Source organism: Streptomyces sp. NPDC015220 (genome assembly GCF_043079345.1).
Taxonomy (GTDB): Bacteria; Actinomycetota; Actinomycetes; order Streptomycetales; family Streptomycetaceae; genus Streptomyces.
The window spans coordinates 248,030-267,653 of sequence record NZ_JBIBUK010000010.1 but is presented as its reverse complement, the minus strand read 5'-3'; the positions used below and the strand labels follow the sequence as shown (position 1 = coordinate 267,653).

Here is a 19,624-nt window from a genome sequence, read left to right as displayed (position 1 = left end):
CCTCACTCCGGGCCCCTGGTGACGGGGGGTGGCGCCGGCAGTCAATGGAGTAACATAATAGCACGGCCGATCGTATTGATTGTTCCCCCACCATCGGGAAAGAATGTGCACGGACGATCGTGCGCATTTTCTCGTGCGATCTGACGGCCCCGAACCCCCCAGAAGGGACTGCGGCACACGTGATGCCCGTCGACGACAGTGAGAGCACTCGTGCGGAGCGCGTCGATCCGTACTGTCTGAAGGAAGGGGAGGCGGACCGGCTGCTGGCCGGTCACCCCTGGAAACGGTTCGTCGTGCTCGGGGACAGCGTGGCGGAGGGACTCGGCGACCCCGTGCCGGGCTACCTCGACCAGCCCTGGGCGGACCGGCTGGCCACCGCCCTGAAGCGGCACTCCCCCGACATGGCCCATCTGAACACGGGTCGGCGCAACACCCGCGCCGCCCTCGTCCGGTCGACCCAGCTGACCGAGGTCCTGGACTTCCGGCCGGACCTCGCCCTGGTGGCCTGCGGCGGCTACGACACCCTCGTCACCGGCTTCGACGCCGAACGCGTCGGCGCCGAACTGCGCGCCATCGTCACCGCGCTGCGGGAGACCGGCTGCACGGTGATCACCGTCAGCATGATCGACGGTTCCCGCGGCCCGCGGGTGCCCGCCGCCGTGCGGGACCGGCTCGGCGAGCGGCTGCGCGACCTGTCGGAGGTGACCGGCCGGCTCGCCCGTGACCTGGACACCGTCCACATCGATCTCTTCGACCACCCGGTGGGCGGTGAGGACGGCCTGCTCAGCGCCGACGGCAGGCACGCCAACCGGCGCGGCCACGCCATCGCGGCCACCGAGGCGATCCGCACCATCGGCGCGTACCTGGACCGGACCGGCGTGAGGAACGGTGTGGCATGACTGCGACCTTCGACCGGACGGCGACCGCGCCCTCCGTACGGGACCGGATCGCCCTCCTGTCCCTCCTGACCGGCGGCTGGCCCGCCCAGGCCTGCTACGCCCTGGCCAAGCTGGGGGTGCCGGACCTGCTGGCCGAAGGCCCCCGCCCGGCCGGTGAACTCGCCGCGGCGGTCGGCGCCGACGCCCGTGCGCTCCGCCGCCTGCTGCGCGTCCTGAGCGCGGTCGGCCTGCTGACCGAGCCCGAGCCCGGAGTCTTCGCGCTCACGCCCACCGGCCGGCTGCTGTGCGGCGACACCGTGCGCTCCAGCCGCCCCGCCGCGCTCCTGTTCGGCGAGGAGGTGCACCGGTCCTTCGGCGAGATCATGCACACCCTGCGCACCGGCCGCCCCGCCTTCGACTCGCTGTACGGGCAGCCGTTCTACGACTACCTCGCCGACCGGCCCGAGGTGGCCGCCGAGTTCACCGCCGCCATGGGCACCGCGCCGGTGCCGCCCGCGCTGAACAAGGTGGACCTCACCGGCGTCGCCACACTGGTGGACGTCGGCGGCGGCGAGGGCAACCTGCTCGCCAAGCTGCTGCCCCGCCACCCGGGGATGCGCGGCGTCCTGGCCGAACTGCCCGAGGCGATCGGCCCGGCCCGCGAACGGCTGACCGAACTGGGCCTGGCGGACCGGGTCGATCTGGTGGAGGGCAGCTTCTTCGACGAACTGCCCGCGGGCGGCGACGTCTACGTCCTCTCCCGGGTGCTGCACAACTGGGACGACGAACGGGCCGGGCAGATCCTGCGGCGGATCCGCGAGGCCGTGCCGGACCACGGCCGGCTCCTCGTCCTGGAACGTCTGGAGGCCCCGGTGCCAGAGGACGCCGCACTGTCCCAGCAGGCGGTCCAGGAACGGCTGATCGACCTGCTGATGCTGGTGATGCTCCAGGGCTGGGACCGGTCGGAGACCGAGTACGGGAGCCTCCTTGAGGACGCCGGCTTCGAGGTCCGCGCCGTGCACACCCCCCAGGCGCGCTCCGACCGGGCCGAACGCGTGATCGAGGCAGTGCCCGTCGGCCCGTCGGCCGCGATCGGCGGGGAGAGCCGATGACCGCGCCGAGCCCGTCGGCGACCACCACGGCGTCCCGGCCGGAGTCCACGGCCTCCGACCGGCTGCTGGTGGTCAGCGTCGGCGCGCGACCCGAGTTCCACGACACCGTGCGCATCGCGCTGGCCGACGCCCTCGACGGCCCCGGCCGCCCGGCGGACGACGACTGGCCGGACGCCTACCAGGAGACGGCCCTGCGCGCGCACCGCTTCCTGGCCCGCACGCTGGAGGGCGACGAGACCGCGGTCGTCACCGCCGGAACCCTCGCCGAGGCGGCGGCCGCGATGCGCGGCGCCGCCGCCGGCTCCCCGTCCCCGACCCTCGCGCTGCTGCTGGTGGACGCGCCGTCCGCCGGCCTCGACACCGACCCGCTCGCCGACACCGCGCAGCCGGCGCTCGCGGAGTTCTTCGCCGCGCTGCCCCGTGAGGTTGCAGCCGACCGGTCGGCGTACAGCGTGCACGTCTACGACCGGCTCGACCGGTCACCGGTGCGCCTCGGGCGGCCGTACGCGCTCAAGCAGACACCGGACCGGCCCTGGCTGCTCGCCGCCGACGTCATCTGCGCCTTCGCCGACCAGGCGCAGTACCGGCACGTCGCCCGGGTCATCCGCGCCCAGTCCGCGCCCCGGCGCATGCTCGCCCAGTGGCTGCACTCCTTCCTCACCGCGCGCGCCGGGGACGCCTGGGGGCTGCACTACTACACCGGCTCCATCGTCACCGGGCTGATCGGCGAGCTGGAGCAGGCCGCGGAGCGGTCCGGCAACCCGGTGCTGCGCGGCCCCTCCGAGCACGGCCTGGCCTGCGGGGCGCTGGCGCGCTGGCAGCTGGACGAGGCGCCGTTCCTGATCGTCGCCACCAACGGCATGGTCGACGAGTTCAAGGGCACGCTGGCCAACCTCCGCGAGTCCCGGGCCCGCGGCTTCATCGTGTGCGGCGACCCCGACCCCGGCGGCTGGTTCCCGTTCCAGGGCACGGTCCACCAGCACGAGGACGCCCGCGAGGTGTTCCGGGCCCGCCGTCTGCCCACCTTCCACCTGGACGACCCCGCCAGGCTGGCCGCGGACCTGGCGGCCGCCCGGGAGGCCTACGACGCCGGCGAGGGCCCGGTCGTCCTGCTGGCCACACCCGAGGTGCTGAACGCACCCGCCACCGGCCCGGAACCCGGGTTCGGCGCTCCCCCGGCGGCCCGCCTGGAGGTCACCGAGAGCGCACTCGCCCCCGTTGTGCGGCTGGTGAACGAGGAGCCCGCCAGGCTGCTGTGGCAGTGCGGCAGGCTCGACGAGGAGGAGCGCGCCCTCACCCTCTCCCTCGCCCGGTCGGCCGGGATCGCGCTCGCCGACTCGCTGACCCGGCCCGGCACGGTCAGCCGCCACCACGCCGGCGAGTCCGTACCCGAATACCTGGGCACCCTCGGGATGATGGGCTGCTCGGCGCGGGTGCACTCCTTCCTGCACCACGAGGCGCGGCTGCGCCTCAGGTCGGACCAGGCCCTGTTCTTCCTCAAGAGCCGGATCACGGAACAGTCCACGCCGTTCACGCCCCGCGCCCTCGAACGCCAGTTGCGCATCGTCCAGGTCACCCGCACCCCCGAGCACATCGCGCCGTTCACCGACCACCCGGTCGTCGCCGACGCCAAGGGGTTCCTGCGGGCGCTGCACGAGCGCCTGGCGGTCGACCCGGAGGTGCTCACCGCCCGCCGCGCGGCCATCGAGGCGACCCGGGACAGCGCCTCCGACCTGCTGCACCGGCTGCCGCTGCGGCCGATGAGCCCGAACTACTTCTTCCACCAGCTCGGCGAAGTGCTCGAAGAGCTGATCAGCGGGCACGGCTACACCTACACCGGCCTGTACGACGTGGGCCGCGGCGGCATCTCCGCCGTCCGGAACCTGCCGCGCACCGGACCGGGCTTCTCCGGCTGGTACGGCCGCGCGCTGATGGGCGACGCGCTCCAGGCGGTGCCCGCGGTCGCGGTGACGCGGCAGGACAACGTGCTGGCCTTCGTCGGCGACGGAGCCAGCGCCCTCGTCCCGGACATCGTGCCCACGCTGGTGCAGCACGCGGTGCTGTACGGCAGGCGGCCGGCCGGCAACGTCAGCGTCTTCCAGCTCGTCGACGGCGGGCACTCGGTGATCCGCACCTACCGGGAGACCCAGACCGCGGTCGCGGCCGACCGCCAGACCCAGGTGCTGCACATGCTCCAGCCCGAGTGGACGCACGACTACGGTCCGCTCACCGTCTCGCACCGCCGTCTGACCGACGTGCCGCGCGAGGAGCTGCGCGAGCGGCTGCTGCGGCGGGGCGTCGTCGACCTGTACTCGGTGGAGCTGGCGCACACCAACGAGGGCGACGGCATGAGTCCGGACGCGGCGCTCGGCTGGCAGCGGGACGAGCTCGCCGAGCTGGCGGTCACCGTGGCCCGCACCACCCGCAGAAGGGCGCGGTGGGCCGGTCACTGACCGGCCCGGCGTCCGGTGCGCGCCTCGTGCGGCGCACGCGCACACGACAGTCCGGCAGGGGCGAAGGGGCCCCTGCCGGAACCGCGTCCGAGAAGCGGAGGGACGGACATGAACCAGGCCGCGGCCCTGACCGGCAGGGCCCTCAACGCCGTCTCCCTGGTCAGCCCGTGGCTGGCCGGTGAGACCACGTACCGGATCTTCCGGCTCCCGCTGAAGCGGGCCAGACCCCGGGCCGGGGAGCGGGCGCTGCTGGAGCGGGCGCGCACCGCCAGGGTCCGGATCGACGGCGAGACGGCCGTCACCTACCGGTGGGGCAGCGGTGAGCGGCCCGTGCTGCTCGCCCACGGCTGGCAGTCGCGCGGCACCTGCTTCGAGCACTTCGTGCCGGGGCTGCTGGAGGCCGGGTACAGCCCCGTCGCCTACGACGCGCCCGGGCACGGCGACGCCACCGGCGCCACCACGACGGTGCTGGCCTTCCGTGAGGTGATCCAGCACCTGGCCGACGAACACGGCACGTTCGAGGCGGTGATCAGCCACTCCGTGGGCGCCCTGGCCTCGGTGCTCGCGCTGCGGTCCGGGGTGCGGACCCGGCGGCTCGTCGCGATCAGCCAGGTCGGCGAGTTCGCCCACCTCTTCGACGGGTTCTGCGGGCAGCTGGCGCTGCGGCAGCGGGTGCGCGACGAACTGCGCACCCGTATGGAGCAGCGCCTGTTCCCCCGGGAGCATGACATCTGGCGGCACTTCTCGACGACGTACGCGCCCGAGCGGATCACCGTGCCGATCCTGATCGTCCACGACGAGCAGGACCGCGTGGTCGGCGTCGACCAGGCACGGCGGATGGCCGAGGTGTTCGGCGGCCAGGCCCGCCTGGTCACCACCCGGGGCCTCGGCCACCGCAGGATCCTGGCCGACCCCGCCGTGGTCGAGAGCACCCTGGACTTCGTGACGGCGGCTCAGGACGGGACGACGGAGGTTCCGGCGGCGAGTCGGTGAGCGGAGCGCCCACCGGGCGGCGCCCTCCTGCCGGGAGGAACGCACCGCCGCGCGGCGCGACCGTGCCGCGCGGCGCGGCCGCCGCCGGGACGGCCGGGACGTCTCCTCCGGATCAGCCCGGCACGATCCGGGCTGGTCCGGACGGCGGGCCCCGGGGCGGGCGGCCGGCCCCGCGAACGGGGCGGGCCCGGCGGCCGGGGTGGCGGGTCTCGGACGGGCGGTCGCGCTGTCGCTGGGTGAAGCTGGAGACGTGAGCATCAGTAGCGAGCACCCGGTGACCGCCGAGCAGATCCGCGCGGCGCTGGCCGCCCTGGCGGCCGAACCGGCGACGGACGCGGAGACAGGCCCCGAGGGAGCACAGGGGGAGGACCGCCTGCACCTGCTGGGCAGGCTGCTCGCCATGACGGAGCTGCTGATCACCACCGCGACCCGGCTGACCGAGGACGGGGAGATCGAGGACGTCCTGGAGACCCTGCACGGCTGGGGGGAACAGGTGGGAGCCGATCCCGGCCTCGCGGTCAACGTCCTGACCAACAGGCTTCAGCGCACCGCGTTGCAGGTCTCCGAACCCCAGGCGGAGGAGCTGCCGCCGGGCCGGGAGGCCGCCTTCGCCGCGGTGATGACGGCGGTCTACACGCTCGGCGCCCAGCTGCACGCCGAGCGCGACGACACGGAGGGAACCCGGCGCGCGCTGAGCGGGGCGGAGGAGGCCCTCATCGACACCCTCCAGGGCATCCACGACCTGCGCGTCGCCATCGGCGACGCGGTCGGGCAGGAGGAGGACGGGACCGGCGGCCGACCCGGTCGATCCGGCCCGTGAGGCGGGCCGGGCCACGGTGGACGCCGTCCGGTCCGGTATGACGCGAGGAGGGGCACGGTCGGATGACCGTACCCCTCCTGGCGCCCGGAGCGGGCGTCGTCACCTCGGTGGCACGACGCCCGCTCCGTCACCTCCCCGCGACGTGAGTCCTCAGGCCACCGGGGTCGGCTCCGCGTCCGCCGGCCCGGCTTCCGCCTCCTCGGCCAGGCGCTCCATGCCGCTGGTGGTCTTCAGCGGCTTCTCCTTCAGGCACACCACGACCACGAACGCCAGCAGCGCACAGGGCGCGGCGATCAGGAACAGGTCGGCGGTGGCGATGCCGTAGGCGTGCTCGACGATCGACCGCATCGGGGCGGGGAGGGTCTTCATGTCCGGCACGCCGCCACCGCCGCCCGACCCCTGCCCGGCCGGTGGCGTGATGCCGGCCTGCTTGAGCCCCTTGGCCAGCTCGGTCGTGACCCGGTGGGCGAGGATCGCGCCCAGGACGCTGGTGCCGACCGTGCCTCCCATGCTGCGGAAGAAGGACAGCACGGAGGTGGCGGCGCCCAGCTCGGCCGCGGGCACGTCGTTCTGGGCGGCCAGCACCAGGTTCTGCATCAGCATGCCGACGCCGATCCCCAGCACGGCCATGTAGAGGCTGAGCAGGGCGAAGGACGTGTCGGCGTCGATCGTGGAGAGCAGCGCGAGACCGATCGTCATGATGAGGGCGCCCGCGACCAGGTACCTCTTCCACCGGCCCGTCTTGCTGATCACCTGGCCGGCCACGGTGGAGGACACCAGCAGACCGAGGATCATGGGCAGGCTCATCAGGCCCGCGACGGTGGGCGACTTGCCCAGCGACACCTGGAAGTACTGCGAGAGGAAGACCGTTCCGCCGAACATGGCGACGCCGACCAGGAGGCTCGCGACGGTGGTGAGCGCGACGGTCCGGTTGCGGAAGATGTCCAGCGGGATGACGGGTTCGGGGGTGCGTGCCTCGACGAAGACGGCGGCGACGAGCAGCAGCAGGCCGCCGCCGGTGAGCGCCGCGGTCTGCCAGGACGCCCAGTCGAACTGGTTTCCGGCCAGCGAGACCCAGATGAGCAGGGCGCAGACGCCCGCCACGATGAGGAAGGCGCCCAGGAAGTCGATGCGCACCTCGCGCCGGGCCGTGGGCAGGTGCAGGGTGCGCTGCAACAGCACGATCGCCAGCAGCGCGAACGGCACCCCGATGAAGAAGCACCAGCGCCAGCCCAGCCACGAGGTGTCGACCAGGACACCGCCGACCAGCGGCCCGGCCACCGTGCCGACCGCGAACACGGCTCCGAACATGCCCGCGTACTTGCCCAGCCTGCGCGGCGGGATGACGGAGGCCATGACGACCTGGGCCAGTGCGGTCAGTCCGCCCGCGCCGATGCCCTGGACCACCCGGCTGAAGATCAGCAGTCCGACGCCGTGGGAGAAGCCGGCCAGCAGCGACCCGACGACGAACATGCTCAGCGAGAGCTGGAGCAGCAGCTTCTTGTTGTAGAGGTCGGACAGCTTGCCCCACAGCGGCACCGTCGCCGTCATGGCCAGCAGTTCCGCGGTGACGACCCAGGTGTAGGCCGACTGGCTGGCACCGAGGTCGGCGATGATGGTGGGCAGGGCGTTGGACACCACGGTGCCCGCGAGGATCGCGACGAACATCCCGGCCATCAGGCCGGACATGGCCTGGAGTATCTGGCGGTTGGTCATCGAGGTGGGCGGCGCCTGGTCGGGCGCCTGGGTTGGGGTCACGGCAGCTCTTTCTGCGGAGTCGTCGAGTCGCCCGCACGCGGAAGGCGAGCGGGCAGGCACAGGCGGTTGGCCGAGGTGCCGGGTGAAGGGTGCGGGCCCTCAGGCCCTGGACGGAGCCGGCAGCCCCGCGGCGAGCAGGGCGAAGACCTCGCCGAAGACGTCCGCGAGGGCGGCTTCGTCCTGGCGCGAGCACCAGTGCTCGGTACTGACGCGGACGGCGGTGCCGGCGACCGCTGCCACCAGGAGGGGGTAGAGGTCCAGCGCCCGGCGCCGTTCCTCGTCGGAGCCGGCGCCTTCCTCGGGTCGGACGGCCGGGGCCTGGCCGGACAGGCGTCGGGCCAGGGCCTCGGCCAGCCGGGTCTCGTCCGCCAGGTGGGCGCCGAGGCTGCGCACCAGGAGGTGGGGCGCCGCGCGCAGCACCTCGGCGTGCAGGCCCCACACCTCGTGCTGCTGTTCGGCCTCCGTCAGTTCGGCCGCGATCGCGTCGTGCACGGCCCGGAGCGGGGTGAGGGCAGCGGGGGCGTCGAGTACGGCCTGCCGTACCCGGGCGCCCGCGTCCGCGTCGAGGAGCAGGAAGGCGTCGTCCCGCGAGTCGAAGTAGTTGAAGAACGTACGCACCGATACGCCCACCTCGGCGCTGATGGCCTCGACGGTCACCTTCTCGGCGCCGTGCTCGGCGGCGAGCCGCACCGCGGCCTCGACGAGAGCGGCACGAGTCGCCCTCTTCTTGCGTTCCCGCAGCCCACCCCGCGCGGTCTCCCTCTCCGACATGCTGTGCATGCTATGCAAAAATGCAGTACATGCAAAAATCGGGGCCCAGGGGCACCGGACGCCGGCGGTCGCGAACGCCCGCGAAAAAGGCGACATGAGTTGTCTGCTTTCCCGTGCACCGTGGTGCGCATGGACGAGAACACCAACACGACCACGCACACGAACACGAACATCGGCACCGGCACCGGCACCGGCACGACCACGCCCACGCCCACGCCCACGAACGCCGGCACCGGCACGGCCACGGGGGCGGACCCCCGGCGCGCCGGCCGGCCGGGTCCGCTCTCCGGCCGGGTCGCACTCGTCGCCGGGGCCACCCGTGGCGCCGGCCGAGCCCTCGCCGTCGAACTCGGCCGCGCCGGCGCCACCGTCTACGTCACCGGCCGCACCAGCCGAGGGAGCGTCAGCGAGGTGGGCCGGAGCACGGAGACCATCGAGCAGACCGCGGAACTGGTCTCGGCGGCCGGCGGCGCCGGAATCGCCGTCCCCACCGACCACCTCGACGAGGACCGGGTGCGCGCCCTAGTCCGGCGGATCGACCGGGAACGGGGGCGGCTCGACATCCTCGTCAACGACCTGTGGGGCGGCGAGCACCTGCTCACGGGCTCGGTCTTCGGCCGCAAGAGCTGGCAGACGCCGCTCGCCGACGGCCTGCGCATCCTGGAACTCGGGGTGCGGTCGCACGTGATCACCGCGGCACTCGCCCTCCCGCTCCTGATCCGCTCGGACGCGCCGCTGCTCGTGGAGGTCACCGACGGCACGGCGGCCGCCAACCGCCGCTACCGCGAGAACCTCTTCTACGACCTCGCCAAGAACGCCCCGATCCGGATCGCCTTCGGCCTGGGCCAGGAACTGGCGGAGTACCGGGGCACGGCGGTCGCCGTCACACCGGGCTTCCTGCGCTCGGAGCAGATGCTCGCCCACTTCGGCGTGAGCGAGGAGAACTGGCGCGACGCCGTCGCCCGGGAACCGCACTTCGCCATCGCCGAGTCGCCGCACTACCTCGCCCGCGGCGTCGCCGCGCTCGCCGCGGACCCCGACCGGGCCGCCCGCTGGAACGGGAAGTCCACCTCCAGCGGAGAGCTCGCCCAGGTCTACGGCGTACGGGACGTGGACGGCAGCCGGCCGGACGCCTGGGCGTACTTCGAGGACGTCGTGCACGGCGGGAAGAACGGCTCGGCGGACGACTACCGCTGACCCCCGTGGCCGTGCGCCTCCCGGTGCCGTGCGCTCCCCCATGGCCGTGCGCTTCCAAGTGGCCGTGCTCCTCTTCACGGCCGCAGGGCTCCGTGACGGTGGGCCCGCGGCCGCACCGTCACGCGCTGCGGCCGCGCCGGCGGCCCGCCCCGCCCCGGGTGGGTGCAGGGACACGCCCGGCAGACGCGTCCAGGAGCACGCCCGGGGCCGATCAGAGGTCCGGGACCTCCGCTGCGCGGTAGCGCGGGGCCGCCGCGGTGCCGGCGGCCTGGCGCAGGGCCAGTTCCGCGGCGGCAAGGCGTTCCACGGCGTCGGCGTCCTCCAGGCCCGGCACGCACACCACCTCGCCGGTGGCCAGGGCGGCGAGCGAGGCGGTCACCACGTCGGCCGCGGGCATCCCGCCCTCGTCGTGGACGCGCCGCTCGCCGCGCACCGGAGTCTCGCCCGTGCCGAGGTGGAACTCGGTGGCGGTGAGGCCGGGGCAGACGACCTGGACCCGCACCGGGGTGCCGGCCAGCTCGGCGGCGAGCGTCCTGGTGAACGTCACGACGTATCCCTTCGTACCGCCGTAGACGGCCCGGTGCGGCAGGACGCCCGGGGGCAGGGAGCCGGCGAACGCCAGCAGCGAGGCGACGTTGATCACCGCTCCCCGGCCGCGGGCCAGCATCGCGGGGACGGCGGCGCGGGTCAGCACCGTGGGGGCCACGACGTTCACGTCGACCACCTTGGTCAGCAGCGCGGCGTCGACCTCGGCGAACGGCCCGTATCCGTTGATCCCGGCGTTGTTGACGAGCAGTGCGACGTCCTCGGCGGCGACCCGCTCCGCGACCCGGTCCAGGTCCGCGGGCTCCGCGAGATCGGCTTCCACCGTCTCCACCGCCGTCCCGGCCCGCTCGCGCAGTCCCGCCGCCAGTTCGGCGAGCCGCTGCGCGCGCCGGGCGACCAGCACCAGGTCCCAGCCGTGCCCGGCCAGCCGCCGCGCGTACTCGGCCCCGATCCCGGACGACGCCCCGGTCACCACGGCCGTGCCCGGCCTCCCGTTCTCCGTCATCGTTCCGTGTCCCTTCCGTCGCCCTCACCCCGGGGCTGCCGGACTCCGGCGGCGGCCAAGCCCTTCGGCGATCCGGCCGCGCGGGCCGCGCCCCGGGGGCTGTGTGACCGCCGAGCAGGGTTTCCCCCGTCACAGGGGGCGAAACGCCCCCGTACGAGTGCTCCGTCCCGCCCGCGCGCGACGGACCGGTCCCGCTGCCTCCGGGCGCACCGCCTCCGTGAGGTGTTCAGCAGGGTATGCGGAACGCCCGCCCGGTGTTGTCGGCGCGGGCGAGCTGCGCGGCCTCCGTGCGGGACTCGGCAGCGCCGTCGCGGCCGAGGGTGCGCGGGGCCGCCGCGGCGATCCGGCCGACGCGTGCCGAGCGGGCGGACAGGTTGGCGGCCGTCACCCGGTTCCGGTCGGCCGGGCTGAGTTGTCCGTGCGTGCGGACGAACGCCACGAAGCTCTCGAAGTCGCGGACGTGGCGGACCGGATCCCGGAAACCGGCGAACGCGGTGAACCCGTCGGCGCCCAGCAGTGTGTACGAGGTCGCCGCCAGCCGGTACTCGCGGGTCGGTTCCAGGGGGCGGCCGTCGACGAGGACGTCGGCCGGGTCGACGCGGTCGCCGACCGGGCCGGCGGCGTCGAAGGTGTAGCGGACGTTGCCGGACACGGCGAGCGGCGCGTACCGCAGGCCGCCGTCGGCCGCCGTGGACCACTGCTGTTCGAGCGCGTCGTGCAGTTGCCGTCCGCTGACCGTCACGGTGAGGATGGGATCGCCGTAGCCGATGGCGTTCCACGCCTGGCCGAAGGTGATGGCGCCGCCCGACGCGGTGTCGAAGGTCAGGTCCTGGTTGATGACGCTCTGGCCGACCCGCGGCGCCGCGACGATCAGGGCCAGCTCGGCCGGGACGTCGGGCCGGTCGTTGCCGTCGTTCATCGGGCCGATCGGCTGCCGTCCGGCCCACAGCGCCCAGTCCGCGGCCAGGTCGCCCATGGTGCTCTCACCGCTGTCGTCACGTGTCCGGGTGAAGGACGCGGTCTGACTGCCGATGGGGGTGCGGGCCCGCCGGGCGGCGTATCCCGTCCAGTAGTCGGCCACCTGCTGGAGCTCGCGGTCCGGGGTGACGTCGCGGGTGTTGGGGTGGTTGGTGGAGGTGGTCAGGGCGCGGACGACCTTGCCGGTACGCGGGTCGAGGCGCAGGTTGATCTCGTTGATCAGCTGGCCGTGGCATCCGGCCTCGACGAACGGCCGGGGCACGCCGTCGGGGCCGGGGACCATCATGTTGAAGCGGCAGTGCCAGTGGCCGGTGACGATGGCGTCGATGTACGGGGAGACCTTGCGGGCCAGGTCGTAGGCGGGACCCGACGGGTTGCTGCCGGTGGTGAAGTCGCTGCCGGCGACCGCGCCGTCGTGCATGCTCAGCACGATCGCGTTGACGCCGCGTGCCCTCAGCTCGGCGGCGCGGTGGTTGGCGGTGTCCAGCTCGTCCAGCGAGGACAGCGCGGGCTGGTAGGAGGTGGACCCGGTGTCGGTGCCCACGGCGGTCAGGTGGATGAATCCGATCGGCAGCCTCCGGCCGTTCCCGGCGTCCACCCACTCGACGTTGTACGGCGGCAGCACGGTACGGCCGTTGCGCGACCACACCATGTTGGCGCTGTAGTAGCGGAAGTCGGCGCCCCGGAAGCGGCGGCCGGTGGAGTCGGGGAAGGCGTCGTCCTGCCCCACGCGCGGGAACGGCACGCCGTCCTCCATGTGCGCGGTGAGGAAGGCCGGGGACTTGTCGAACTCGTGGTTGCCCGCGGTCGCGAAGTCCAGGCCGAGCCGGTTGAGCGCCTCGATGGTCGGCTCGTCGGCGAGGCTCTCGGCGGCGAACTCCCAGCCGGAGAAGAGGTCTCCGGGCGCGAAGAAGATCGAGTTGCGGCGGCCGTCCCGCAACCTCTCCAGGTGTGCCGCCAGATAGCCGACCCCGCCCACGGTGTACTTCCTGCCGCCGGCGCCGGCGATGACGGCGGTCGCGCCCGGCGCCGCCTGCAAGTAGCCGTGCAGGTCGGTGATGTTGAGCAGTTGTACGTCCACCAGGTCGTGGGCGGAGGACGCGTCCCGGGCGTCCTCCGTGGCGTGGGCGGGTGTCCCGACCGCCGCGGCGGTGACGGCGGCCCCGGCCGCGGTGAGGAAGGTACGTCGTCCGAACTCTCGCGCCATCAGGGCCTCCCGGATCGTCGGAACGACCCAGAAGTCAAGCAGAAGTGCGGGCCGCTGCGGCCACCGCGAGGAGGATCGGACATGAACAGCCGAAAGACGCCCCGCCCAGCTCGGCACGAAGACGGACGAACCCCCCGCGGGGGCCCATCTTGGCCCGCGGGGCCGGACCACGTCCGGCACGACGGCCCGCGGTCCTCCCGAACCGGGCGCGCCCACTGGGCAGTGACGCGGGGTCAGGGAGTCATGTCAGGACGCGGTTTCAGGACGGTGTCCCGGTCCGGTGCACGGAGGGCCGCGCCGGCCGGTCACGCCGCGAGGGAAGCAAGCATGCCCGCAGGGCCCGGCCGTGTGACGGCCGGGCCCTGCACGGGTGTGAACGCGGTCTCAGCTCACCATCGGTACCAGCGGCCGCGACCACCGCCGGCGGTCGTGGAACGCATGACGAAACCGAGCAGCCACAACACCAGGACGGCGAGGGCCACCCACCACAGGATCTTGACGGCGAAACCGGCGCCGAAAAGGATGACGGCGAGAAGCAGAACAAGCAGCAAAGGGACCATGTTTATCGACCTCCTGGCGCTCCGTCTGCCCCGCCGTTCCACCCCCATTCATCGAAAGTGCTTTGTTTGTGGAGGGGAGGCCGGGGCACGAGTCCGTCACCGCGACAGCGGCTCGGAAACCATCAGGGAGGCGTGTTCCATGAGTGCCGGCGAGAAGGCCAAGGCGAAGACCGAGCAGGCCGAGGGCAAGACCAAGGAGGCCCTGGGCAGCGCCCTCGGCAACGACCGCATGGCCGCCGAGGGGCAGACGGAAAAGAGCGAGGGGGACGCCCGCGAGGCCAAGGAGAAGGCCAAGGACGCCTTCAAGCACTGACGCCGCTTCCCCTTCGGAAAGGGCCTTCTCCTTGAGAAGGCCCTTTCCGTCGTTTCCGGTGCACCCGCCGCTTCGTCATCCGCGCGGACCCATGTTCCGGGGGTTTCTCCGGATATCACCACCGCAGGCGGATCCGGCAGGCACCGGAACCGCGTTCCTCCTTCGGTCCGCGGCCGTACGACGGCTCCGGCACCGGACCCGGGCGGCGACCGCAGGCGACGGCTGCCGGGAGTCGGGGATCAGCAGTTCCCGGGCCGGACGGAGCTGATCTTGTCGTTCCAGTACGGGTTGGGGTTCCTCATGTCGGCGATCCAGGTGTGCGCGTTGACGGTGAACCTGTCGCCGTTGTACCCGTTGTCCACGAAGAGGCAGAAGGCGGTGTCCGTGTCATTGCGGACGGAGGAGGTCTTGTCCTGCATGTTGCCCGACGGGAGCGCCTGCCAGTAGGTCAGGTTGTCCACCGATTCCCAGGAACCCACACAGACATGTGTGCCGGAGTAGTTGACGTTGTCGTAGAGCACCAGGGAGTTCTCGCAACTCGCCGCCGAAGGGGCCGCGGAAGCGGGTGCGGCGCACAGGGCCAGTGTCCCGGCCGCGCCGACGGCCAGTGTCGTGAGAGAACGAAGAAGCATGACCATCCATTCGTCGAGAGCCCGTCGGCAACGAGCCACGCGGCCGCCTTCCCGCGCCACCGGTGCGACGGCGGCGGACACGGGAGCCGCGCGGCACACCCCCCGACGAGGACAAGTCGCCCCCCTCATCAGCGAGTTGCCGTGCCCGCAGGATGCCACAGGTGTGCTGTGGTGAGGACGCCGCACGGCGGCCGCCCCGCCGAGGTCGGTCGGCTCCAGGGGCGCGGCCGGGCGACCCCGGGACGCCGCGGGCAGGGCCGTGGAACGACTGCGGGAAGGCACCGCACCCGCTCGCCCGGCGGATCCCGCGATATGAGATCTGCCCAACACAGCGCCGGTCACCTGTGGTTGGCTTGCGCCGGAGCATCCTCGTGGTGTCCGCAGGCAGAACACGACGTCGATTCGGAGGCACAGTGATCCATCCGCGAAGAACGTCGAAAGCACTGGCCGCGATTGCTCTGGCCTGGGTCACCGCCCTCGCCGCGGCGCCCGCCGCCCCTGCCGCCGACCGGCCGGCCGCGACCGTCGGCCAGGCCGCCGCCGAGCCCTCCGCACCGGCCCCGGTGCGGTACCTCTGGGCGGGCGCCAGCGTCTTCGACTTCAGCCTCGACGACGGAGCCACCACCCGGACCGGCTACTACCAGAGCATGAGTCCGCCGCCCGTCATCGTGAGGCCGAGGGATCTCGACAGCGGCACGGACGTCCAGAACACCGTGACGTCCGACGGTTCCGTCACCACCGTCGCCCAGACGCACCGAGCCTCGGGCGAGGCGGCCCGTTTCACCCTCCCCAAGGGCCAGGTGTACCGGGCCTCCACCGGCTGGAGCGTCGTCGTGGGAGGGGCGGAGAACAACGGCCCGCTGCGCGTCTGGCGGCCCTCCGCCCTGCTGCCGGTCGCCAACGCCATCGAAGGCAATCAGGTCACCGGTATCCCGTCCGGTGCCTACGTCTACCGGGTCCAGCCCGGTGGCTCGGTCCACTACATGGCGGTCGCCTACAGCTACCAGGGTGTCCGCACGGTCGGCCTGATCGATCTCGCCACCTATGCCTTCAAGGCGTACGGCACCGATGTCGACCCGAGCACCCAGATACGTTTCGACGACCAGTGGTTCGCGACCGACGAGGGCCCGAACCACACCCTGCACGCGGTCCGTGTCGGCTCCGCCTCCGGTACGGCGCCCACCGGCCTCGGCGACGGCGGCGCCCACCGGCTGCTCGCCGTCGTCGGCGACCGGCTCCTGCTCGGCGATCCCGAACCGGACTCCGGGGAGCCGCCGTCCGTGGTCGCCGTCTCCGCGGTCGATCACACCAGGCGTTCGGTCCTCACCAGCGCGCAGAACAGCGTGGCCGTCGCCCAGGACGGCACCGCGCTCGCCGCGGCCGAGGACGACGCCGGAGTGTGGTGGGTGTACCACCTCGTGCCCGGCGGCGACCAGGGGCTCACGGCATCGTCCTCGTGGATCCTCACACCGCAGGAGTCCCCGTGACCTGACCCCGTCCGGGGTACCGGGCGCCGGCCGACGCGCCGCTGCGCGCCACTCGGCGGCCGTGATCGAGGGACACCGCGGCCGCCGACGACAGGCCCCCGCCGGTACCGCCGGCCGGGGACCACGGCGCGTACGCTCGGGCCCATGGTCGAGCATCGAATGGTTGAAGTGAACGGCATTCGGCTGCACATCGCCGAGCAGGGCGACGGCCCCCTGGTGGTGCTCCTGCATGGTTTCCCCGAGTCGTGGCACTCCTGGCGCCACCAGTTCGGCCCGCTGGCCGGGGCCGGGTTCCGGGTGGTCGCCCCCGACCAGCGGGGGTACGGCCGCAGCGAGCACCCCGCCGACGTCCACGCCTACACCATCCTCCACCTCGTCGGCGACGTCGTCGGACTGATCCAGGCCCTGGGCGAGGAGAAGGCGTACGTGGTCGGGCACGACTGGGGCGCGCCGGTCGCCTGGCACACCGCGCTGCTGCGACCGGACATGGTGCTGGGGGTGGCCGGCCTGAGCGTGCCGCCGCCGTTCCGGGGGACGCGGCCTCCGCTGGCCGCCATGGACGAGAGGTTCGGCGGCCGCTTCTACTGGAACTACTTCGACCGCCCCGGTGTCGCCGACGCCGAGTTCGCGCGGGACACGCGCACCTCCTTGCGGAAGTTCCTCCACTGGGCCTCCGGCGACGCGCCCGGCGCCGGCGAGAAGCAGCCGCTGGTCGACCCCGAGCGCGGCTGGCTCGCGGCCATGCCGGACCCCGGAGCACTGCCGGGGTGGTTCACCGAGGACGACCTCGACTCCCTCACCGAGAGCTTCTCCCAGGGCTTCACCGGGGCCCTCAACTGGTACCGCAACCTCGACCGCAACTGGGAGCTGACCGCTCCGTGGCACGGTGCCGTCGTCTCCCGGCCCGCCCTGTACGTCTACGGCGACCGTGACGTGGTCCCCGCCTTCCCCGGCACGCCGGAACTCATCGCCAGGCTCCCCGACCTGATGCCCAGTCTGTGGCGCGCCCCGGTCGAACTGGCGGGCTGCGGACACTGGACGCAGCAGGAGCGGCCGAACGAGGTGAACGCGGCCCTGCTCGAATTCCTCGCGGCGGCTCGCTGAACCCGGCCGGACACCGCCCGGGGGACGCTTCCCTGCTCCGACCGGGCTCTGGCCGGGAGGCGCTTCCCGGCTCCGAGCGGACTCCACCCGGCCCGCCACCCGCCCCGCCCTCCGGCCTGTTGGCCCGGCCGACGTGATCGAGTAGTGTCGTCCGACGTGAACACCGGACCGGCGATACGCCACACACGGATCGGCTATCCGGTGGAGAGCTGATCGCACCGCGGGTGCGCAGGCACCCCCTCGGGCCGGCACGCGGGCCTCCCGGCACTCGTCACCGACGAGCGAAGCCCATTCTCCGTGCCGGACACCAGCGAGGTCAGCCGAATGACAGTCACGTTCAACCACACCATCATCGCCGCCAAGGACCGCGACGCCTCCGCCCGGTTCTTCCGCGAGCTCCTGGAGCTCCCGGAGGCACCGTCCTGGGGGCCGTTCACCAACATCCAGCTCACCGACGGCGTCCTGCTCCAGTTCGCCGAGCCGCCGGTGGAGATCCAGATGCAGCACTACGCGTTCCTGGTCGACGACGAGCTCTTCGACCGGGCGTACCGGCGTCTGCGCGAGCGCGGCATCGAGCACTGGGCCGATCCGCGGATGCAGCGCCCGGGCGAGACCAACGACGAGCACGGCGGTCGAGGGGTGTACTTCAAGGACCCCGCCGGCCACGCGATCGAGCTGATCACCCGCCCGTACCTGTGACCGGGGACGACCCGGGCGGGCATCCGGAAGCCGGTACCCGCCCGGGCGCCCGACCCGCGGCTCCGACGGCTCCGACGGCTCCGACGCGATGGTGCGGCCGTCCTCGCCGGTGGCCCCGGTCGCGGACAGGCAGCCGGTGAACAGTACGACCCGGCGATGCGGGCCCGGCGCCGGACCGTGTCTCGGGGTCGGGGCCGCGTCTCTTGCGGCGTTCGCCGGTCACAGCGGCGCGACGGGCTCTACGGTCCTCGGATGACAGATGCATGGACGATCGGGAGCACCGTCGCGACGGCGGCGGCCACGCTCGTGGCTCTGGGCGTCGCGGTGAGGGACGGACGCGCACGGGCAGCGGAGCGAGCCGACCGGGACGCGGCCCAGGCCCGGCTACTCATCACCCGGGCGCGCGGCGGGACCGTCTACGTCGACAACTACAGCGATCAGCCGTTCCTGGAGGTCTGGTGGATCACGGCGGACGCCGTGGGGCCGGCGTCGGAGGTCACGCCGGTCCGGTATGCGGGACAGGAGCGGCGGTACATACGACCGCTGCCCGCGAAGGGATCCTCGACGATCGGACTCTCCGAGCAGGTGTGGGACGGGCACAGCGGCCCGTCCCCGCGGAATTCCACCGTGCGCGCCACGATCCACTACCTGGACGCCGCCGGTCTGTGGTGGAGCCGCACCGGCGGCGAACAGCCCGTGCGGCTGCTCAACGGGCGCGGTGAGCCCCTCGATCCGCCGTGAGCGGCCGACGGGCCGGCACCGCACCGCACCGGCTCGCCCGTGACCACCCGTTACCACCCGCCAGGCGCGGGGCCCGGCGCACGTACCGCGGCCCCGGCGGTGCGGGCGTCTCGGGCGGCGTGTGCGCCCCGATCGGCATCCGGGCGCATACGCCGGCGATTCGGTGGCACCCGGGAGGCGATCACGAACACTCCCGGGCCGAGCGCAACCGACCGGCCCGGAGCACGCCCCCTAGGCAAGGAGATGCGACGTGTCGCAGGTCGAAGAATCCATCGAGGTCAACGTCCCCGTCCACGCCGCCTACAACCAGTGGACCCAGTTCGAGGACTTCCCGCAGTTCATGGACGGTGTCGAGCGCATCGAGCAGCGCACCGACACCCTCACCCACTGGCAGACGAAGATCGGCGGGGTGCGGCGCGAGTTCGACGCGCAGATCACCGAGCAGATCCCCGACGAGCGCGTCGCCTGGTCCACCGTGGGCGGCGAGGCCAAGCAGGCCGGTGTGGTCACCTTCCACTACATCGACGACCACACCACCAAGATCATGCTGCAGCTCGACCACGACCCCGAGGGCCTGGCCGAGACCGTCGGCGACAAGCTCGGCTTCGTCAAGCGTCAGGCCACCGGCGACCTGAAGCGGTTCAAGCAGTTCATCGAGTCCCGCGGCGGGAACGAGACCGGCGCCTGGCGCGGCGAGGTCTGAGACTGAGACGACACCCGGCACGCCGACGCGCCTCCGCGACGGCGGACGGACGAACCACCTCGGCGGGGGGGCCGGCCCCCCCCCCCCGCCCCCCCCCCCCCCCCCCCCCCCCCCCCCCCCGCCCCCCCCCCGCCCCGAACTCGCTGCGCGTATGTCGACCTGCGGAT

At 73.0% G+C, this 19,624-nt stretch carries 18 protein-coding genes; 12 read left to right on the top strand and 6 right to left on the bottom strand.

What is annotated here, in order from left to right; all coding sequences use genetic code 11:
• Positions 1–182: 182 nt before the first annotated feature.
• The 5 genes from ACF061_RS21670 (at position 183) to ACF061_RS21650 (ending at position 6,256) form a co-directional block, all read left to right on the top strand.
• Positions 183–899: an SGNH/GDSL hydrolase family protein gene (locus ACF061_RS21670; protein WP_392268550.1), complete on the top strand. Its 717-nt coding sequence runs from the start codon at positions 183–185 to the stop codon at positions 897–899.
• The gene (locus ACF061_RS21665) at positions 896–1,990 is read left to right on the top strand and encodes a methyltransferase (protein WP_392268549.1); all 1,095 of its coding nucleotides are present in this window, start codon (positions 896–898) and stop codon (positions 1,988–1,990) included. The genes ACF061_RS21670 and ACF061_RS21665 overlap by 4 nt, the downstream gene beginning before the upstream one ends.
• Entirely contained in the window at positions 1,987–4,443 is a 2,457-nt protein-coding gene (locus ACF061_RS21660) for a hypothetical protein (protein ID WP_392268548.1), read from the top strand. Before ACF061_RS21665 ends, ACF061_RS21660 begins: the two co-directional genes overlap by 4 nt.
• A 108-nt stretch (positions 4,444–4,551) precedes the next feature.
• Complete coding sequence (locus tag ACF061_RS21655; protein WP_392268547.1) at positions 4,552–5,436, top strand: alpha/beta fold hydrolase; 885 nt, start codon at positions 4,552–4,554, stop codon at positions 5,434–5,436.
• Between the two features lie 250 nt (positions 5,437–5,686).
• Positions 5,687–6,256 carry a hypothetical protein gene (locus ACF061_RS21650; RefSeq protein WP_392268546.1) on the top strand — a complete coding sequence of 190 codons (570 nt, stop codon included), beginning with the start codon at positions 5,687–5,689 and terminating at the stop codon, positions 6,254–6,256.
• Positions 6,257–6,406: 150 nt separating this feature from the next.
• Here the strand turns inward: ACF061_RS21650 and ACF061_RS21645 are convergent, their stop codons facing one another.
• Together ACF061_RS21645 and ACF061_RS21640 are read right to left on the bottom strand one after the other, a co-directional pair.
• Positions 6,407–7,972 carry an MDR family MFS transporter gene (locus ACF061_RS21645; RefSeq protein WP_392268573.1) on the bottom strand — a complete coding sequence of 522 codons (1,566 nt, stop codon included), beginning with the start codon at positions 7,970–7,972 and terminating at the stop codon, positions 6,407–6,409.
• A gap of 141 nt (positions 7,973–8,113) precedes the next feature.
• Complete coding sequence (locus tag ACF061_RS21640; RefSeq protein WP_392268545.1) at positions 8,114–8,794, bottom strand: TetR/AcrR family transcriptional regulator; 681 nt, start codon at positions 8,792–8,794, stop codon at positions 8,114–8,116.
• Between the two features lie 120 nt (positions 8,795–8,914).
• Between ACF061_RS21640 and ACF061_RS21635 the strand changes: the two genes are divergently transcribed.
• On the top strand, positions 8,915–9,982 hold the full coding sequence (locus tag ACF061_RS21635; protein WP_392268544.1) for an SDR family oxidoreductase: 1,068 nt from the start codon (positions 8,915–8,917) through the stop codon (positions 9,980–9,982).
• Between the two features lie 211 nt (positions 9,983–10,193).
• Here ACF061_RS21635 and ACF061_RS21630 read toward each other — a convergent pair whose 3' ends face one another.
• The 3 genes from ACF061_RS21630 to ACF061_RS21620 all read right to left on the bottom strand — a co-directional run bounded on the left by ACF061_RS21630 (position 10,194) and on the right by ACF061_RS21620 (position 13,778).
• On the bottom strand, positions 10,194–11,033 hold the full coding sequence (locus tag ACF061_RS21630) for an SDR family NAD(P)-dependent oxidoreductase (RefSeq protein ID WP_392268543.1): 840 nt from the start codon (positions 11,031–11,033) through the stop codon (positions 10,194–10,196).
• Positions 11,034–11,259: 226 nt separating this feature from the next.
• Positions 11,260–13,218, bottom strand: coding sequence for a bifunctional metallophosphatase/5'-nucleotidase (locus ACF061_RS21625; protein WP_392268542.1), 1,959 nt, complete (start codon positions 13,216–13,218; stop codon positions 11,260–11,262).
• Between the two features lie 389 nt (positions 13,219–13,607).
• Positions 13,608–13,778 carry a hydrophobic protein gene (locus ACF061_RS21620; RefSeq protein WP_361790106.1) on the bottom strand — a complete coding sequence of 57 codons (171 nt, stop codon included), beginning with the start codon at positions 13,776–13,778 and terminating at the stop codon, positions 13,608–13,610.
• Between the two features lie 139 nt (positions 13,779–13,917).
• Between ACF061_RS21620 and ACF061_RS21615 the strand changes: the two genes are divergently transcribed.
• Entirely contained in the window at positions 13,918–14,091 is a 174-nt protein-coding gene (locus ACF061_RS21615) for a CsbD family protein (RefSeq protein ID WP_392268541.1), read from the top strand.
• A 239-nt stretch (positions 14,092–14,330) separates the two neighbouring features.
• On the opposite strand, the gene ACF061_RS21610 is transcribed toward ACF061_RS21615, so the two are convergent.
• Positions 14,331–14,723 carry a peptidase inhibitor family I36 protein gene (locus ACF061_RS21610; RefSeq protein ID WP_392268540.1) on the bottom strand — a complete coding sequence of 131 codons (393 nt, stop codon included), beginning with the start codon at positions 14,721–14,723 and terminating at the stop codon, positions 14,331–14,333.
• 413 nt (positions 14,724–15,136) lie between these two features.
• Between ACF061_RS21610 and ACF061_RS21605 the strand changes: the two genes are divergently transcribed.
• The 5 genes from ACF061_RS21605 (at position 15,137) to ACF061_RS21585 (ending at position 19,457) form a co-directional block, all read left to right on the top strand.
• On the top strand, positions 15,137–16,210 hold the full coding sequence (locus ACF061_RS21605; RefSeq protein WP_392268539.1) for a hypothetical protein: 1,074 nt from the start codon (positions 15,137–15,139) through the stop codon (positions 16,208–16,210).
• Between the two features lie 144 nt (positions 16,211–16,354).
• Positions 16,355–17,314 (top strand): alpha/beta fold hydrolase, encoded by a 960-nt coding sequence (locus ACF061_RS21600; protein WP_392268538.1) that lies wholly within the window; start codon positions 16,355–16,357, stop codon positions 17,312–17,314.
• 324 nt (positions 17,315–17,638) lie between these two features.
• Entirely contained in the window at positions 17,639–18,013 is a 375-nt protein-coding gene (locus ACF061_RS21595; protein WP_392268537.1) for a VOC family protein, read from the top strand.
• 252 nt (positions 18,014–18,265) lie between these two features.
• A complete protein-coding gene (locus ACF061_RS21590; protein ID WP_392268536.1) occupies positions 18,266–18,754 on the top strand; it encodes a hypothetical protein in 489 nt (162 codons plus the stop codon).
• A gap of 250 nt (positions 18,755–19,004) precedes the next feature.
• Positions 19,005–19,457: an SRPBCC family protein gene (locus ACF061_RS21585; protein ID WP_392268535.1), complete on the top strand. Its 453-nt coding sequence runs from the start codon at positions 19,005–19,007 to the stop codon at positions 19,455–19,457.
• Positions 19,458–19,624: the final 167 nt, after the last annotated feature.

What these genes read in the sequence shown, in the direction of transcription:
- ACF061_RS21670 (WP_392268550.1), top strand. Translation starts at nt 183, where the DNA reads ATGCCCGTCGACGACAGTGAGAGCACTCGTGCGGAGCGCGTCGATCCG.
- ACF061_RS21665 (WP_392268549.1), top strand. Translation starts at nt 896, where the DNA reads ATGACTGCGACCTTCGACCGGACGGCGACCGCGCCCTCCGTACGGGAC.
- ACF061_RS21660 (WP_392268548.1), top strand. Translation starts at nt 1,987, where the DNA reads ATGACCGCGCCGAGCCCGTCGGCGACCACCACGGCGTCCCGGCCGGAG.
- ACF061_RS21655 (WP_392268547.1), top strand. Translation starts at nt 4,552, where the DNA reads ATGAACCAGGCCGCGGCCCTGACCGGCAGGGCCCTCAACGCCGTCTCC.
- ACF061_RS21645 (WP_392268573.1), bottom strand. Translation starts at nt 7,972, where the DNA reads ATGACCAACCGCCAGATACTCCAGGCCATGTCCGGCCTGATGGCCGGG.
- ACF061_RS21640 (WP_392268545.1), bottom strand. Translation starts at nt 8,794, where the DNA reads ATGCACAGCATGTCGGAGAGGGAGACCGCGCGGGGTGGGCTGCGGGAA.
- ACF061_RS21635 (WP_392268544.1), top strand. Translation starts at nt 8,915, where the DNA reads ATGGACGAGAACACCAACACGACCACGCACACGAACACGAACATCGGC.
- ACF061_RS21630 (WP_392268543.1), bottom strand. Translation starts at nt 11,033, where the DNA reads ATGACGGAGAACGGGAGGCCGGGCACGGCCGTGGTGACCGGGGCGTCG.
- ACF061_RS21625 (WP_392268542.1), bottom strand. Translation starts at nt 13,218, where the DNA reads ATGGCGCGAGAGTTCGGACGACGTACCTTCCTCACCGCGGCCGGGGCC.
- ACF061_RS21620 (WP_361790106.1), bottom strand. Translation starts at nt 13,778, where the DNA reads ATGGTCCCTTTGCTGCTTGTTCTGCTTCTCGCCGTCATCCTTTTCGGC.
- ACF061_RS21615 (WP_392268541.1), top strand. Translation starts at nt 13,918, where the DNA reads ATGAGTGCCGGCGAGAAGGCCAAGGCGAAGACCGAGCAGGCCGAGGGC.
- ACF061_RS21610 (WP_392268540.1), bottom strand. Translation starts at nt 14,723, where the DNA reads ATGCTTCTTCGTTCTCTCACGACACTGGCCGTCGGCGCGGCCGGGACA.
- ACF061_RS21600 (WP_392268538.1), top strand. Translation starts at nt 16,355, where the DNA reads ATGGTCGAGCATCGAATGGTTGAAGTGAACGGCATTCGGCTGCACATC.
- ACF061_RS21595 (WP_392268537.1), top strand. Translation starts at nt 17,639, where the DNA reads ATGACAGTCACGTTCAACCACACCATCATCGCCGCCAAGGACCGCGAC.
- ACF061_RS21590 (WP_392268536.1), top strand. Translation starts at nt 18,266, where the DNA reads ATGACAGATGCATGGACGATCGGGAGCACCGTCGCGACGGCGGCGGCC.